General features: G+C 36.0%; 13 protein-coding genes. All 13 read right to left on the bottom strand.

All coding sequences use genetic code 11. From position 1 onward, the window contains the following. Positions 1-27 precede the first annotated feature (27 nt). The 13 genes from JN11_RS20000 to JN11_RS20065 all read right to left on the bottom strand — a co-directional run bounded on the left by JN11_RS20000 (position 28) and on the right by JN11_RS20065 (position 16,362). Positions 28-1,194 (bottom strand): glycosyltransferase family 2 protein, encoded by a 1,167-nt coding sequence (locus JN11_RS20000; RefSeq protein WP_144915451.1) that lies wholly within the window; start codon positions 1,192-1,194, stop codon positions 28-30. Beyond that, positions 1,191-2,108 carry a glycosyltransferase family 2 protein gene (locus JN11_RS20005; protein ID WP_144915453.1) on the bottom strand — a complete coding sequence of 306 codons (918 nt, stop codon included), beginning with the start codon at positions 2,106-2,108 and terminating at the stop codon, positions 1,191-1,193. The genes JN11_RS20000 and JN11_RS20005 overlap by 4 nt, the downstream gene beginning before the upstream one ends. Beyond that, positions 2,105-4,765 (bottom strand): non-ribosomal peptide synthetase, encoded by a 2,661-nt coding sequence (locus JN11_RS20010; RefSeq protein ID WP_144915454.1) that lies wholly within the window; start codon positions 4,763-4,765, stop codon positions 2,105-2,107. The genes JN11_RS20005 and JN11_RS20010 overlap by 4 nt, the downstream gene beginning before the upstream one ends. Before the next feature lie 105 nt (positions 4,766-4,870). Further along, positions 4,871-6,058 (bottom strand): glycosyltransferase, encoded by a 1,188-nt coding sequence (locus JN11_RS20015; RefSeq protein ID WP_144915456.1) that lies wholly within the window; start codon positions 6,056-6,058, stop codon positions 4,871-4,873. Positions 6,059-6,115: 57 nt separating this feature from the next. After that, entirely contained in the window at positions 6,116-7,339 is a 1,224-nt protein-coding gene (locus JN11_RS20020; RefSeq protein WP_144915457.1) for a glycosyltransferase family protein, read from the bottom strand. Further along, the gene (locus JN11_RS20025; RefSeq protein ID WP_144915459.1) at positions 7,339-8,688 is read right to left on the bottom strand and encodes an oligosaccharide flippase family protein; all 1,350 of its coding nucleotides are present in this window, start codon (positions 8,686-8,688) and stop codon (positions 7,339-7,341) included. The genes JN11_RS20020 and JN11_RS20025 overlap by 1 nt, the downstream gene beginning before the upstream one ends. Then, positions 8,688-9,302 (bottom strand): acyltransferase, encoded by a 615-nt coding sequence (locus tag JN11_RS20030; protein WP_144915460.1) that lies wholly within the window; start codon positions 9,300-9,302, stop codon positions 8,688-8,690. The genes JN11_RS20025 and JN11_RS20030 overlap by 1 nt, the downstream gene beginning before the upstream one ends. A 25-nt stretch (positions 9,303-9,327) precedes the next feature. Beyond that, on the bottom strand, positions 9,328-10,818 hold the full coding sequence (locus JN11_RS20035; RefSeq protein ID WP_144915462.1) for an O-antigen ligase family protein: 1,491 nt from the start codon (positions 10,816-10,818) through the stop codon (positions 9,328-9,330). A gap of 212 nt (positions 10,819-11,030) precedes the next feature. Beyond that, entirely contained in the window at positions 11,031-13,187 is a 2,157-nt protein-coding gene (locus JN11_RS20045; RefSeq protein WP_144915466.1) for a GumC family protein, read from the bottom strand. 3 nt (positions 13,188-13,190) lie between these two features. After that, entirely contained in the window at positions 13,191-13,877 is a 687-nt protein-coding gene (locus JN11_RS20050; RefSeq protein ID WP_144915467.1) for a TolC family protein, read from the bottom strand. Between the two features lie 3 nt (positions 13,878-13,880). Then, entirely contained in the window at positions 13,881-14,969 is a 1,089-nt protein-coding gene (locus tag JN11_RS20055) for a sugar transferase (protein ID WP_144915469.1), read from the bottom strand. Further along, entirely contained in the window at positions 14,947-15,336 is a 390-nt protein-coding gene (locus JN11_RS20060) for a response regulator (RefSeq protein WP_144915471.1), read from the bottom strand. Before JN11_RS20060 ends, JN11_RS20055 begins: the two co-directional genes overlap by 23 nt. 291 nt (positions 15,337-15,627) lie before the next feature. Next, complete coding sequence (locus JN11_RS20065; protein WP_170227807.1) at positions 15,628-16,362, bottom strand: 4'-phosphopantetheinyl transferase family protein; 735 nt, start codon at positions 16,360-16,362, stop codon at positions 15,628-15,630. Between the last annotated feature and the right edge of the window lie 23 nt (positions 16,363-16,385).

Below are 16,385 nucleotides of genomic sequence, written 5' to 3' on the forward strand. Positions count from 1 at the left end.
AACAACATTGATCTGATTTAAGAAAAATTATTTCTTTCGTTGTGCCTTTTCCCAAATTGCACTTTGTGTAGTATTGAAATAACGGATTATACCCATTAAAACAGCATAGTTCATTATGCAAAAGTAGTAGGGTATAAATAATGCTTTGATGCGAATTTGTCTTTTCTCCAAGATCAACCCTAGCAAGGCAAGCACATAAAATAAAATCTGGGCGAAGAAAAACAGCAAATAGAATTTTTCGTCAACCAGCAAGGCGTTCAAAAAGAAAACCAAAATAAGTAGGAATGGAGTAACCGTCCACCGTAAAACGCGATGGCTTATATATTGAAAAGACAGAACGGGATATTTAAACGGATTGAATAAGCTTTTTAAGCGTAGTATGGATTGTATTCCACCGGCAGCAATTCTTATTTTTCGTTTTAGTTCTTCTGATACATTTTCTGAGGCTGTTTCCATTGCATAAGCTTCTGGTTCGTAAATTATACGATAACCTTTCGCTGCAATAAGCATCGAGATCATAAAATCATCTAATACGGTATCCGCGGGCACGTCCTGATAAAGTGATCTTCGCACGCTGAATAATTCTCCGGCTGCACCGACAACTGAATATAACTCTGAATCCCATTTTTTAAGGGCTGATTCATATTTCCAGTAAAAGCCTTCTCCGGCAGAACTAGCATCGGCATTTTCATCAATCTGAACTCTTTTTTCACCTGCTACAGCACCAACTGTTGAATCAGCATAATGCCTGCAAATATTTATGATGGCATCTTTATTCAGGAAAGTATTGGCATCAGTAAATACTACTATCTCGGTATTGACAAACTTCATTGCACGGTGTACGGCTGCTATTTTACCTCCTCGCTGCGACTGATGCAATAATGTTATTTGTGGAAATTCTCTAATTATGTCAGGAGTTTTATCCGTTGATCCGTCGGTTATGAAGATCAGCCTAAATTTTTCAGCAGGATAATTTAACTGTAGAGAGTTTTGAATTTTATCTTCAATAAATGATTCCTCATTATAAGCAGCTACTATAAGTGTGCATACAGGTAAGAATTCTATGTCAGAAGTGGGTAGGGCAGGTTTACTCTTAAATGCACGTTTTATTTTGATAAGCAGGTACAGGAAGATGCCATATCCTATAAAAGTATAAAAAACAATAAAAAGGCTGAGCCAAAAAATAGTTTTCATTGAATGGTATTTATAGGGTATCCTAAGTTACTGCTATTTTTGCTATGTGTTAAATTCCACCATACCGCTTTAAAGAGCACAGGTATAAAGTTGTAATTTTTGTTTTTTATGTAATATAACACATTACGCGGTACCACCAGCAAAATAAAATAAGGATAGAAAACTATTTTATTAAAAGCCGGAGCATTTCTGCGTATAAACAGTATGCGGTTACGGTTCATGAAATATTCTTTGAGCTTGCTCTTTTTCCCTACGGAGACAGATTCTTTATGATATATAACAGCCTTTGTACATACCCAAGCCTGATAACCAGCGCGTTTAATATTCTCGCACCAATCTACTTCCTCATAATACAAAAAAAAGTTTTCGTTCATCAAACCAGCTTGCTCAATTGCTTCTTTTCTGATCATCATAGCGGCTCCGTGGCAATAGGCAGTAGGGGCAGTAATATGGTCATATTGGCCATTGTCTGTTTCACGTAAGCCAATACAACTATTACGGGCGGTATAATAGTTCATCGGGGTATAGCCAGCATATTGGATCAGACTTTTATCTGAATAATATTTTATTTTGGGTGATATCATTCCGATCAGTGGATTTACATCCAACACGTCCACCAAATTTTTCACCAGATCGGGACCAAACTCTGTATCGTTATTTACAAAAAAAAGATAGTCGCCTGTAGCATTCCTTATGCCCAGATTATTACCGCCTGCAAACCCTAAATTAAGTTCAGACCTAATAAATTTTACATCAGGATAATTTACTTGCCATTCTGTAGATAAATCCGTATTACTGCCGTTATCAATAACTATTACTTCAATATTTTCAGAAGTTTTGGGTATCGATCCTAATAATTCTTCAGTAACCTTCGGCTGATTAAAATTTACCGTTATAATGGATACCTTTTTCATTTAGTTTGGGCTACCCTGTCAAGGCATTGTTGTAATACTACAGCAAATTCTTTATCATTTGGCGGGGCAAAAATGGTATTATGCTCGCCTGGTATTTCGTGAACGTTTACGCCTTTCATTGCGAATTTGCGCCAGCCCAAATATTTAAAATCAGCCATATAAAAGGTTTTCTTTTTGGCTTTAAACAAGTCAACGGTAATGTTTATTGGCTTTTGGAAATAATTACGCTTAGCTTTTGCGCTAGCTTCATCAATTTCATTGTCATAGGCAAAAAAACCTTCTTGTTTTTCTTCCTTGCCTTTAAATAACCTCCAGTAAAGCCTGATAATTTTACGTTTAATGATGAGTGATTTATACTCAATGGTTCTTTTAGGATCCTCAACGAACAAAACAAAACTGTATAATAGCTTCATGATAAAAAGCCAGATTCGGTTTAAAATCCTTTTTAAAAATGGATCATAAATATCAGTTTGTTTGGCATAAGTATCAAAAAGAGCCAGCATTTTTACCTCTTTACCCATTTCCATTAACTGCCGGGCCATTTCATAGGCTATAGTGCCACCCAGTGAATAGCCGGCCAGTGCGTAAGGCCCGTCAGGGTTTTGGGCAATTATTTCTGCATTGTAATTTGCCGCAATTTCTTCCATTACATCCAATGGTTCATCAATACCATTGAGTCCTTTTGCCTGTAAACCATAAACGGGTTGCTCTTCGTCCATATTCATGGCAAGGGCGTTAAATAATAATACATTTAGTCCGGCACCATGCACAATGTATAAGGGCATTTTGGAACCTTTGGGCTTTATTGGTACCAGGGATTCCCAAGTGATTGATTTGGCATCAACATTCAGCCTTAGTGATAATTTTTCAATTGTTGAATGCTCGAAAAGAGTGGCAAGGGGCAAACGCTTACCTGTGAGTTTTTCAATACGTGCCATTATTTGCACTGCAACCAATGACCGGCCGCCAATCTCAAAGAAATTATCAAATATGCTGATCTTTTCGCGTCCCATTAACTCCTGCCAAACTTCAGCAACCTGCATTTCAATATCTGTACGCGGTGCTACGTATTCACCCTGGCGGGTTATGATATTATAGTCGGGTTTGGGTAGGGCTTTACGGTCTATTTTTCCATTTGGGGTGATGGGGATGGCCTCCATCAACACAAAATCATCAGGCACCATGTACTCTGGCAAAACAGACAGTAAGCCTTGCTGCCACTCGGTAATAGATCTTTTAAGCTCGGTTTGATTTTCCTTGTCAATTAAAACTACATAGCCCACTAAACGCGGATCGCCGGGCGTATCTTCACGGGCTATCACAACGGCTTCTTTTATGCCATTTTGTTTTATCAGAGCGTGTTCAATTTCTTCCAGTTCGACACGATAACCCCGTACTTTTACCTGGTGATCAATACGGCCAAGGCATTGTATGTCACCGTTTTCCCTGATCTTACCTAAATCCCCGGTTCGGTACATTTTTGCTTCAGGGATTTCGCCAAAGGGATCATTTATAAAACGTTCTTTAGTAAGATCATCGCGATTTAAATAACCTTTAGCGACGCCTTCACCAGCAATGAAAATTTCACCAATTGAGCCGTCTGTAAGGTTATTTAATGCCTCATCTAAAATATATACCTGTGTATTATCTATTGGTTTACCAATGGTGATGTATTCATCATCAGTAATAAGCTTTAATGCTGACCATATAGTGGTTTCAGTAGGGCCATACATATTCCAAAGAGCGCTGGTTCTATGAATGAGCTTGTTTACCAAATCTTTAGGCATGGCTTCACCACCACAAAGTATTTTTATGGGAAGATAATCTTCCCAGCCCGCCTCCAGCATCATGCGCCATGTATAAGGCGTAGCCTGCATAAATGTTATTTGTTCCTCCCTAACCAAATCAAACAATAAACGGCCATCCTTTGCGGTATCTGAATTGGTTAATATTAATTGTGCCCCTGTAATTAATGGGAGATATAACTCCAATCCAGCAATATCAAAGGAGATGGTAGTAACTGCCAATAATTTGTCTTCGGCGGTTATGCCCGGCTCCTTTTGCATACTTAGCAGAAAGTTAACCAAGTTAAAATGCCGTATTTGTACGCCTTTTGGTTTTCCCGTTGAACCTGAAGTATATAATATGTAGGCGAGGTTTTCTCCGCTTACTGATATCTGTGGTTCATCCGGAGAATATGTTTTTATTTTTTCAAGCGCGTCTTCAATTAATATCTCCGTCGCCTCTGATTGAAAATGTTTATGGTACTTTTTAGAGGTAAGTAATATTTTTGCTGATGAATCATCCAGCATAAACTCAATCCTATCCTTTGGATATTCAGGATCAAGCGGAACATAGGCAGCACCTGCTTTTAAGATAGCCAACAGACTGATCACCATCTCGGGTGAACGGTCAAGTGCTAAGGCGACTATATCTCCAACTTTTATACCGTTATTAATTAGTAATGAAGCAAGTTTATTGGAGTTTTCGTATACGACTTTGTAAGTTAAACTGCGACCATGAAATTGGAGCGCTATTTTGTCGGGATAAAGTAAGGCGCATTTATTTAGAAAATAGGGAAGTGCCCTTTCCTTTGGATAAGCAGCGAAAGTATCGTTGTAACTGTTTTTATTATTGATATGTACTTCAGTACTCATTCTTTGGGGTATTTCTGATTAGATTTTATCTTCAATTTTAACTTATCAATTAACTTTAGTATATACGTTTTTTAGGTAATAATAATAGTACTACGGTTAAACGAATTATTCAGCATTATGGATGTGCGGGGTATGAATAAATTTCTTGTTAGCTCCCTTTAATTTAAATAAAAGCATCAGCATAGTAAAAAATATTAATGGAATACGGATTAATGCACCCAAAAAATGTTTGTTGTAAAATGCTATAGGTATTGCAACGATTATACCGATGTAGCATAAAGTCGTAGCCGTTAGCCATAATTGCCATCCTGGGCCTATTCCGGGTATCATTAAAGATATTAGCAGCATAAAAGGCATTAGTCCAAGCATTAATATGCGTGGTAAAATGGCTGTTTGATAAATTTCATTAAAGTAATCAAAATTGCCGCGTTTAAAAAGTTCTGTAAAGCCAGTGCTTCCATATTGTTTAAGCAGATTAAACTGAGCAGATAGCCATCTGCGTCTTTGCTTTTTAAATACTTCTGGATTGCTTACTTTTTCATCATATATCAAGGCGTTTTCGGCATATGCCACGGTGATTTTATTACGGGTAAGCAATAGGCCCATTTCTTTATCAAAACCACCAACAGCATCAATTTGAAGCATAACTTCTTTAAATAAACCATACTCAAGTGCCATTCCAGAACCTATTATTGCTGCCGACAGGTTAAAAACACGCTGCGATTTACGGAAAATGTGGTTATTAACTTCTTCGCTAATGGCATCAAGTATGGCAATGGATGTGTTAGTGTTTTTAGCAACCCTATGTCCCTGAACTACACGTTCATCAGCTTGTAGGTAATTGTTTATCTGATATAAAAAATCAGACGCAGCTATATTATCAATATCAAAAACAATCGCTGCATCAAAACCATCTGTGGTGTTTTCAATAGCTTTGTGTAAGGCTTTTGACTTGGTGCTGTTTTCAAAAACCACTTCCAATACCTGTAAAGGCATATTTTTTAATTTTTCAATAGTTTCTGGTTTTAAAGAATCGGCAATAACGCAAATATGGTATAACTCCTTTGGATAATCCAGATTAAGGGCTTCAGCAGCAGAAGTTAATATGATCTCATCTTCTTTATAAGAACATATGTAAATCACAAAACGTGATAATACTGTGCTTTTGGGTGGTATAACAACCTTAATCAGCTTGCCTGAAACAGAAAATATAAACAGGTAAAGACTATACGCACCCAGGTAAACAAATAAGATACTTGTAATTAAAGCCCCTAAAAATTTAATTATTTCCATATGTTAACAACAGTATACGTTAATCAGGTTGTAAAATGTCTTTATTAAAATTAGCTTTTAATCGCTATTGCCCGTATTGTCTTTTTTATCAAGGTTTGCTTTCAGCAGATCCTTTATTTCAATAATGCGATGCTCCCAGGTATTGTCGGCAGCAACATCCAGCCTTTTTTGCTTATGGCTTTTATTATCATCCAGGGCTACATTCAGTGCAGTTGAAAACTCCTCAGCAGTTTCGCAAAATGAAACTGTATTATGTGTAAAATCGGCCAAATCAGTATTGAAATTAGTTGATACAACCGGCCGACCTGAGCCAAGGTATTCAAAAAGCTTTAAAGGGAAAATATTATTGCTCACTTCATCTTTTTTGAACGGGATGATGGCCACATCAAACCCCTTTAAAACGGCAGGCATCTGTTCGTAAGGAACAGCTCCCTTCATATACATATTGGGCTCTTTATAATCATTAGCAGTTAAATAATAAGTATCTATCGGCCCTATAAATACAAAGCTTTTATCCGGATTGGTTTTGAGCAGCTTTCTTACCAAATCATAATCTATCCGGCGTTCTATCGCACCAAAATAGCCTATTATTGGTTTAGGAATACCTGTTAAAATAGCATCCACATCTAATTGTGCATCAAGTGCTTTAAGGCTGTGGCTAATGTTAGCTGCATTGGGCACAAAAAACGAATTCTTGTTTAGCAAGGCTTTTTTGTTTCTTAACTCTTTACTGGTGCTGATCACCATATCTACATTTTTAACCAAAATATCTTCTGATATTAATCCGTGTTTGGTTTGATAAGGCTCTACGATTGGATCAACACAATGATAAACCGTTAATGCCGGCTTTAAAAACTGGTGTAATGACGGATAAGAAAAATTATAAGAATTAATGAAAATGTAATTTTTTATTGAACGATTCTTTATTAGCTTTTTTAGCCTATTACCCACTATCCACTCATTAAGTTTTATGGCTAAGCGATATAATTTACCCTCTGGAAGCATGTTAATAGAAGGTACAGGCGGACTGATTACAATTTTCAAGTTGGGGATCTCCGTATCTATTAAACAGTTGGATGCTGAAAAGAAATGAGGTTTTCTAATAAGAAAACCCGGTGTTTTTCTGAATTGGATATAGTCTCGCCAGGTATAGGGCCTGTCAACATAATAAACAAAATTATCTTTTGCCAGATGTTTGGCCATGGTGTAAATGGTAGACTCCAAACGGCCATCAAACTGCATCTGCGAAAAAATAATTATGTTTTGATCTTTCAGGCTCATTAAGCTGCGTTGTTAAATATTTTTTGTTTGGCTTTGTTTATCAAATCAATAGCTAGAATTCGTGTTTCAACAAAACCAAGTTTCAATATATCGCGTATAGTAAAGTTCAGGTTCTTTTTAAGTACCCAATAACCGTAAATAATTCCCATTAAAAAAGTTAGTATAGATGCCAGTGCCACACCATAAATGCTATGCGTAAAGTATATCCCAATAAAGTCACCAATAACATTCACAACTAACATTAAAAACACCTTTGTTAAATTATAATGGGGTTTGTTAAGTACGTCTAATGTTATTCCGAAAAAACGATCTACAGGCAGTAGGATGGCGAAACACATAAAAATTCGGAAAACATTTGCAGCTTCAGAATGAACAAATTTTTGGCCGCCTATAACTTCAATAATCAAGCCTGCTGCAATAAAGGCGGCAATGGATACAGGTATCAGCAATACCGTTAATATACCGGCATATTTTTTCATAATATAGGTCATGTGCCTTGTATCTCCCTTATGAACCGCTGCTGACATATTGGGCAATGCTGTAGAAATAAAACTTCTTAGCGGGATTTCTATAACTTCCATTAAGCGTTGAGGTAAATAATAAATACCTACAGCTGCCGGATCCGCAAACATATATTTAATAATAAATGTATCGGAGCTGCGCAAAAGATACGAACTTATAGAGGTACCAATGCTATACTTTCCAAAAGCTATCATTTCCTTTATACATTCTTTAGTTTTATGTGGAATGGCCATTATTTTTGCCCAGCCGAATAGGGTTGCTAATATGCTTGTTATTAATGCAGAGATAAAGTAACCGTAGATTACTATTTGGAAATCGATTTTATGTAAAAGAATCAATATAACAACAGAAACAAAAAATGTACCCTGACCAATTAATTGCAACAGAAAAGCACGATCAAACCGTTGTTCGGCCTGTAAGATCCAAAGGGCAATACTCGATGGGAGCGTACTGAAAAATATAATCCCAAACCATTTAATGGTGATTTCCATAGCAATATCACCACTATAAAATAAGTAAGCAAGTAGACTGATAAAACCTAATATAACAGTTAGAGCAAAGCCTAAAACCCAGGTAGAGCCCGCCACATTGAAAGCACGTTTCTTACTGGCCCCTGCATAAAATTTAACTAGTGAAGTTTGTAAAAAACCACTTCTTAAGAGGTTGGCAAGTGTAAAAGTTATTAAAAACAATATCCAGTTGCCGAAATCGGCTTCAGATAAGTTGCGGGCAAGTAAAGATACAGTAACCATGCCCACTAAAGGCATTATAGCATTACTGGCTAATGACAGGGTATGTTTGTTTATTAACTTTTTTAAAATACCCATTATACTTTTTGCCAGCTACTGGTTTCAATATTGTATTTTTTAATAACCTTTGCCGGGTTGCCCACTGCTACACAAAATGCGGGTATGTTTTTAGTTACTACACTGCCGGCTCCAATTACGGCATGTTTGCCAATGGTAACACCAGCGGTTATAACAGAATTTGCCCCAATCCATACATCATCTTCAATTGTTATTTGTTTGGTTGATACTTTTTGTATCCTTGGCGGGATGGTCACATCCTCGTAACCATGATTTAAACCTGATATTACAATGTTTTGTGCCAGCATTACATAATTTCCCATGGTTACCGGGCCTATTATTACATTATTTATACCAATACCACAGTTGTTGCCTATAATTACATCACCAACACCATTGTTAATTGTAGCAAAATCTTCGATGATACTATTTGAGCCAATGCCGAATTTTCTGAATGGGAAAAGGTCCATCCGGCTTTTAAACCGTATAATGGTTTTTTTGCCTTTTTTGTGAATAAACGGATTTACTAAAAGCTTAACCCATAGGCGGGGTTTGGCCCGACCACTGGGTACCATGAGCCAGTGTACAATTTTTTTTAATTTAGGATTTGATTTAATAGCGGATAACAATACCATTGGTCACTTAAATTTATTTCAAAAATCAAACCTTAATATTTAGTGCCAGATTTCTTTGTTCCAGATCCAACCTCATGGTTACATTTAAAATTGCCATTGCTAAATAGAATAATATATTGGATGGATATTGTATAAACGCCTGTTGAGGATAATTGCCGATATCAAAAGCAAAAATAATCAGTAACATGGCTAAACAATATGATTTAAGCTCAGGATCTTTTATTAAGTAATAATAATTTAACCCCTTATACATAATAACAAAGTTAAATATGCAGTAAAGAAGTAGCCCAACATATCCCATTTCAACAGCAACCCTTACATAGCCACTATCAGGTGGGAAGTTGGCCAGATAAGAGTTTGGTGCAAACCGTTGTCCCCATACCCCAACAGAGCCTAAACCACCGCCAATAGGATGTGATAATATATAAGGTTTAATTCGTGCCTGGTTTTTTGCGCGTTCTTCAAATGACGCATCTTTTGAAGGTTTAAAGGCGCTTTGAAACCGGGCAAGAGTAGGGTTTGATGTGGGAATAATTATTAAAGCCCCTAGTATTAATCCTGCAGTAATCAGAATAAAAAGAACGCGCTTATTGAAGGTTAAAATAGCCAGCATAACCATTGCTGCCGGTATAATAACATAGGATGCCCTTGTACCTGAGTAAAGCATTACCATAAAGAAAAATGCAGCCAAAATGCCCAATGCTAGCTTTTGTTTTGACTTTAAGGGGCTTAAAATTAAAGCAATACAAAGCAGGGCTGCTGCCACCATATTATAAGCAAAAACAACAGGGTCTGAAAAAAGCCCCCATTTTCGCAGATGGCCGCCAATAAATAACAATTGAAAGCGCTCAGGAATGCGGTGTAGCCACGAACTTTCAAAAGGGAACAAACCGAAATATTCTTGCTGAAAGCCTGAAAGGGCACTCAGAAAGGTAAGCACCAACCACAATTTTATTAAGAATTTTAAGAATTGTTTTGAGCGGATGTGAAAAACAAATACAAAATACATTAGCATTAAGAAGCCTACGGTACGTACCGTATAAATCCACTCTAAAATAGTTGGTGAATTGGGGTTGATAATTTCCAGCAGGTTATAGCCAAGCCAAATTAAAATAAACCAGGATATTGGATTGTTAAAACGACTCCAATCTTTTTCCTTTTTTTGCCTGACAAAGAAGCCTATTATTAATAAATAGGTGAGGACATCCATGATGAGACCGATAGGGGTGTCTTCGGGCACAAAACGGGATGCATAATTAATAAAGAATGATGCAATTATTAAAATAGTGATCCCAAACTCAGGGTAAACAATAGTTGCATAAGCTAGTGGGATGCCAATAATAAACGCCAGAATAACAACACCACCAATAAAGCCTTCCCGCGCTATAATAAAACATATGCATAGTGATGTAAGCACCAAAAAAGTAATAACTATGGGGTTTGAAAATTTATCAGTAATTATCTTACCCCAAAGTGTTTTTTTTTGAATTTTATTTGGAGCTACACCGTTTGACATCTATCTGAAGGTGATTGAATATTAAAAAAAGAGAATCTTAAAAAACCAAACAAAAATACCGACGAATGCGAGTATTATGGCTGCTGTTAAACAACGTTTTTGTAAAGTACTTAGATCTTTTAGAGGATCGACGACTTGTTTTCTGTGTTCAATTTTCATCTCAACAATATCTCCATTACCGGTTTGAACTAGTTGGTATTGCCCTCCGGCTATTAATTGCCTGATCTTTTTGATCGGGGGTTGATTTTCGCTTTGTTTAATATCCACCCGGCAAATTTGCTATTTAAGTTTTTTAGATAACCGATGTATTGCCCTTGTGATTTGGAAATGGTTTTATTTGCTTCAAAAACAGCAATTGTTTTATTTGAAAACAAAATCCATTCTTTTGAATGAGTTAAAGCATCAAGAGGAGGGAGGTCAATTAAGACAATATCAAATCTTGATTTTAATTCATTGAAAACATTTTGGATATGCTTTTCATCATTAATTTCAAGTAAAGTAATATCACCTCCATGATTACCCAAAACACTGATGCTATTATCCCTGTCTATATAAGTGCTCAGTTTAAAATAATCCTCTACAAACAACTTAGGCTGCATGCTTTTTGTTACGGTTGGATTATTAAAATTACCGTCAATTAATAAAACCTTTTTATTAATTGCTGCATAAGAATAGGCTAAACTGGTTGCCAGTAAGGTTTTTCCTTCGCCAATGCCAATACTGGTTATTCCTAATATTTTTTCGCCTCTTAAATCCTGGTCAATTTCAAATCGTATTGATCGCAGTAATTCTTTAAAATTCTGCATTTTATTACGATTCTCAACATCCCAAAGTTTTTTAAGCTCAAGTTTACCCATTACCAGGTTTAACGATCCAAGTAGAGGTAATTGGGTTTTGTTTACAAGATCAAGAGGCTCTTTAACGGTATCATCAAAGTAATAAAGAATAAATAATACCAAAAGGCATAATACCAAAACCGCTATACCGCTAAGCCCTACTAAAAATATTTTTTTTGATGGCTGTGCTACTTCCGGCGTTGCAGGTTCAACTTGCTGTAACTTAATAGAGAAATTTGACTGTAAGCTGAGTGCATTAAACTTATTCAGTACATCAAGATATTCCTGGCTGGCAACATTAATGTCAGATTCATATGTCTTTACAATGGCATCAAAAGGAACCAGACGTTTAAATTTTGCATTTAAATCTCTTAATTCTTTATCAATTGAAGTGGCACTGTATTTAGCCAAATCTCTTGATACTTCCAGATCCATTTTTTTCAGCACCAGGTTATCCTTTGCTACTAATGGATTTACAATGTACTTGTCAGAACTTTTATTGAGTTGTGCAGTAAGTTGTGTACGCAAAGAATCCAAAGCCGATTTGTATTTTGGATTAAAGCCACTATGCACATACTCGTCATTTAAAGTATGTATTTGTTCTTCAGTGTTAGTAATGGCCTGGTTGTATTCACTGGTGACAGACTCTGCATATTTCCTGTCTTTGGAGTCAAAGCGTTGGTCAATACCTTTAACCGCACCCACGTATGAGGCATAATCTTTTTCAGCTTGCAGTTTTTTGTCCTGGTACATTAGTATCTGGGCGAAGATCGATTTCGACTGATCTTCCAAATTCAGGATGCCATTTTTTATCTTGTATTGCTGTAATTGCTCTTTCTTATCATCAAGTGCCTGCTTTTTTTCATCTAAAAGTTTCGATAAAAACTCAACCGCATTTGATTCATTCTTTTTAACATTTACGGTATAATAATTAATAAATTCGGCGCAAAGGGTATTAACTACAAATGCCGATAATTGCGGATTCTCTGATGTATATGTAATCGTTATAAAATCACTTTCATTATTGCGGGCAACATCCAAATATTTTCTGATTGACCGCTCATCATATTTCATGGAGATGAGCATGTCATTTAACCCGTTTTCATCTTTATTATAAAGAGATAAAGGTTCACTATTTTCCAATTTATTTTTGAAAACAGCCAAGGCATGCTCTTTAGCCAAAGGACTCAGATCTTTAAACTGATGGTTTAATTTACGGAAGGGGGTGTCTGTACTTAAATCATGAACAATTAATTCATAAGATAAATTATCGATTAATTTTTTGAGTTTGATGATCTCCGTTAAGTTGCTGAATTCACGGTTTATTTCATCTGATTGAGCATTTGGGGTATTATCTTTATCAAGCAGATGCCTTGACGCATCAACTATTCCTGTAGAGATTTGAGTGCTTGATATATATTCATCAGGTAGATTGTTGACAAGGAAATATGAACCCACAATTGTTACCAGTACAATTGCGATTATGATGTATTTGTATTTGTTTAGAAGTGAAAAATATGATGATATTTCCATTAGTTATTTTATACTCTCTAACTTAGCTCCCAAAAGTTCTTCCAGATTGGTTTTTGCTGTAAAAACAGCCAGTTCTGCCTGCAACCTGAATGAATTTTGATTATAGAGATTAGTTAGAGCTTCGTTATAAATCTGAAAAGAAGTTTCCCCTTTTTCAAAAGTGTGTTTAAGCTGTGTTACTGCGGTGGTAGCGTCTGCAACGGCATTGGCTTTACTCCTTAGCTCAGCCTGGGCCTCAATGTAGGCAAAATAAAAACGTTTTACCTGGGCTTCTAAAGTTAACTCATATTGCTTTTGATTTTCTTCGGCAATTTTTACCGCTTCGCGCGCATTATGAATGGTATAGGGTTTTTCAAATAATGATCCTAAATTTAATGTTGCTACCAATTGATAACCATTAAAAATGGTTGGCTGTGTAATATTGATTGAACTTTGCGGGCTATAGATATAAGATGCACTAAAACCATCAAGCCATATAAAATTTGATTGGTGAAATGTACTTCTTGCTATGTTTACCTGATTTTGCATCACTTTAACCTGAGGGTAATTTGCTTTTGCTGCTGCAATCAGTTTCTCCAGATATGGGTAGGACAAGTCCTGAAACATGGTTTCCTGGGCATAGATATTACTGGCAGAAAATAAAAGTAAAGCAAATATTGAAAGGATCAGGGTTTTTATTTTAGTATACATAATTTAAACTTTTTCTTTCTGAAATAAAGCCGGAACGGTTTTCATCAGTATCTTTAAATCAAGCCAAAAGGAATAGTTTTGCGCGTAGAAATTATCCAGTTTTTTCCTTTCCCGTTCTGACATATCCAGTTTACCGCGTTTAGTTATCTGCCATAAGCCTGTTAACCCGGCAGGACCCAAAAAGCGCATAGACCACTCGTTTGATGTAAGCATTTCTGCTTCATAAACAGGTAATGGCCTATTGCCAACTAATGACATATTACCAAATAAGATGTTAAATAATTGGGGTAACTCGTCGAGGCTCGAATTTCGTAAAAAATTACCGAGTTTAGTTACCCTTGGATCGTCCTTAATTTTAACAAATGCAGCTTTTGTGCCTCCATTGGCATTTGCATACTGATTTAGTGTGGATAACTCAACCAACATTTTATCAGCATCTACCCTCATAGATCTGAATTTGTAAAAATCAAACACCTGATAGCCGGTTCCTACCCGTCTGCTTTTATAAATAACAGGACCTCTTGAGCCCAATTTTATGGCAATAACGATGGCCAGCATAGCCGGCGAAAGTACAAGGATCATCGTGCCAGAAATAAACACGTCCATAAAACGCTTACCAGGTGGCATGCTATATTCAATATCAACCACTTTTGAAATCTCTACCAGTTTTGGTTTGATAAGCTTAAACTTTACCAGAAAGTTTAAACGTTCCCGTAAATCTGACATAGAAAAGGGGTAGATATAAAAATCATGCACCTTTAAGCGCATGGCTGTTAACTTTAACTCTTTATCGTTTGAAAGGGAAATTAGGACGATGATTAAACCATTAAACATGAAGTTTTTCTTCAACCTTTCTATTAGGCCAAAACATTCTCCATCCTCATCAACTTCTAACAAAATTATTTCCGGAATACTTAAAATAGATTGGTTGCCCAGGTATTCTTCAATCTTGTTTAAACTGTCGTTAAAAATTATACGGAAATATGGATTAAGTTCTGTAGCGACCAATTCTTTTAATTCCAGGCCTGCGTAAGCAATCCTGGTGTGCGAACCAGCATTTTCATTCCATTCAGATGCTAGGGGATGCGTCATAAATACTTAATACTTTTGCAATTGCAGATTTTAATGAAGTGGGATTAAATGGTTTGGGCATATAAGCATCAACCTGGAAGGGCATATTACTAACCTGTTCTTCTAGGTCATGCGCAGCTGATAACATAAATACTGGAATATCGCGGAAGAGCCCGCTGATTTTAATATTCTTAATGAATGATTGCCCGTCAAAGTAGGGCATTTGGAGGTCAGAGATAATTAGCTCGGGGATATTACCATCTTCGAGCCATGAAAAGGCGTCAATTCCGTTGTTTCTAACAACTACCTCATAGTCTTTTGAAAGAATAAAGTTCAGGAGCTTCAAAATACTCAGGTCGTCATCAACTATTAAGATCCTTTTTTTCATACTAAGCTGATCTGCTTTTTCTTTAAACTTTACTTCAATACGTATTTATTCTTTCAAAAGTTTTTTTTAAAACTATGTTTGAAATTAGGGTTACTTAACAAAATAACGTTTCTGAATATTTGTCTTTCTTCAGATTGTTACACATTAGAGCTGGGGCTAAAATACCCAAATAACCCTAATAAAATTGTATATATTGAAAAAATATAAATTATTGAAAATGTGTATGTTATGTTTAATTATTATTACCTATTGTTGTTAATTGAAAGTTTAATTTGTGCATTTTAATGGAAGTTAATAGTCCCAAAACCTTAAATTACTTGTGGGACTATTACTTCCAATACTTCCAATGTATTCTGTATTGAGTTTAAAAGTACTGATATACAAGTTAGCTATTGAATCAATGATCACACTATCTACAAAGTGTGTACCATCTGTTGCAGGTATCAACTTGAGGTTTTCATCAAGCCCCTTTCCTGTAGTTTTAGTGATAGACTCTTTGCGTGTCCAAAATTTAAAAAAGGTTTCAATTGGGCTTTTATCTTTTATCTGCTTTATTTCATCAATACTGAAATTATCTTCAAGTACATCAGTAAAATGGAAACTGGGATTTATAAATTCCACATCTACACCAATAGCTGATTTGGCAATGGCAATCAATATCCAGTCGCCGGAATGAGAGATATTAAATTGTATGCCTGATTGGTTTTCTACAAATGGTTTTTTATTAATACCAGTACTAAATATAATAGATGCAGGGGGTAAATGGAGGTATAATCCTAAAATATGCCTTAATGCGCCACGGCTTATGGTGAACCTATTTTTATCTTTGGTTTGGTAGTATTTATTCCCCCTTGCTATTTCAGCAGTATTTAACAGGGGAGCAAAATAATCAAGCTTTGACAAATTTTTGCTGATATTGATTCGCCAGGCATCAATACTTTGATCTTTAACTATATAATCGCAATCAGTATGATCTAGCCAGTTTATATCGTCAAAACTGTTGTTTGTAACTTTACTTAAGCTCATGGAACTAAATGATAAACGCTTTT

It is taken from the genome of Mucilaginibacter frigoritolerans, from assembly GCF_007830615.1.
Lineage (GTDB): Bacteria > Bacteroidota > Bacteroidia > Sphingobacteriales > Sphingobacteriaceae > Mucilaginibacter > Mucilaginibacter frigoritolerans.

Bases quoted from the DNA above. Each gene is read 5' to 3' on its own strand.
- JN11_RS20000 (WP_144915451.1), bottom strand. From the start codon at position 1,194: ATGAAAACTATTTTTTGGCTCAGCCTTTTTATTGTTTTTTATACTTTT.
- JN11_RS20005 (WP_144915453.1), bottom strand. From the start codon at position 2,108: ATGAAAAAGGTATCCATTATAACGGTAAATTTTAATCAGCCGAAGGTT.
- JN11_RS20010 (WP_144915454.1), bottom strand. From the start codon at position 4,765: ATGAGTACTGAAGTACATATCAATAATAAAAACAGTTACAACGATACT.
- JN11_RS20015 (WP_144915456.1), bottom strand. From the start codon at position 6,058: ATGGAAATAATTAAATTTTTAGGGGCTTTAATTACAAGTATCTTATTT.
- JN11_RS20020 (WP_144915457.1), bottom strand. From the start codon at position 7,339: ATGAGCCTGAAAGATCAAAACATAATTATTTTTTCGCAGATGCAGTTT.
- JN11_RS20025 (WP_144915459.1), bottom strand. From the start codon at position 8,688: ATGGGTATTTTAAAAAAGTTAATAAACAAACATACCCTGTCATTAGCC.
- JN11_RS20030 (WP_144915460.1), bottom strand. From the start codon at position 9,302: ATGGTATTGTTATCCGCTATTAAATCAAATCCTAAATTAAAAAAAATT.
- JN11_RS20035 (WP_144915462.1), bottom strand. From the start codon at position 10,818: ATGTCAAACGGTGTAGCTCCAAATAAAATTCAAAAAAAAACACTTTGG.
- JN11_RS20045 (WP_144915466.1), bottom strand. From the start codon at position 13,187: ATGGAAATATCATCATATTTTTCACTTCTAAACAAATACAAATACATC.
- JN11_RS20050 (WP_144915467.1), bottom strand. From the start codon at position 13,877: ATGTATACTAAAATAAAAACCCTGATCCTTTCAATATTTGCTTTACTT.
- JN11_RS20055 (WP_144915469.1), bottom strand. From the start codon at position 14,969: ATGACGCATCCCCTAGCATCTGAATGGAATGAAAATGCTGGTTCGCAC.
- JN11_RS20060 (WP_144915471.1), bottom strand. From the start codon at position 15,336: ATGAAAAAAAGGATCTTAATAGTTGATGACGACCTGAGTATTTTGAAG.
- JN11_RS20065 (WP_170227807.1), bottom strand. From the start codon at position 16,362: ATGAGCTTAAGTAAAGTTACAAACAACAGTTTTGACGATATAAACTGG.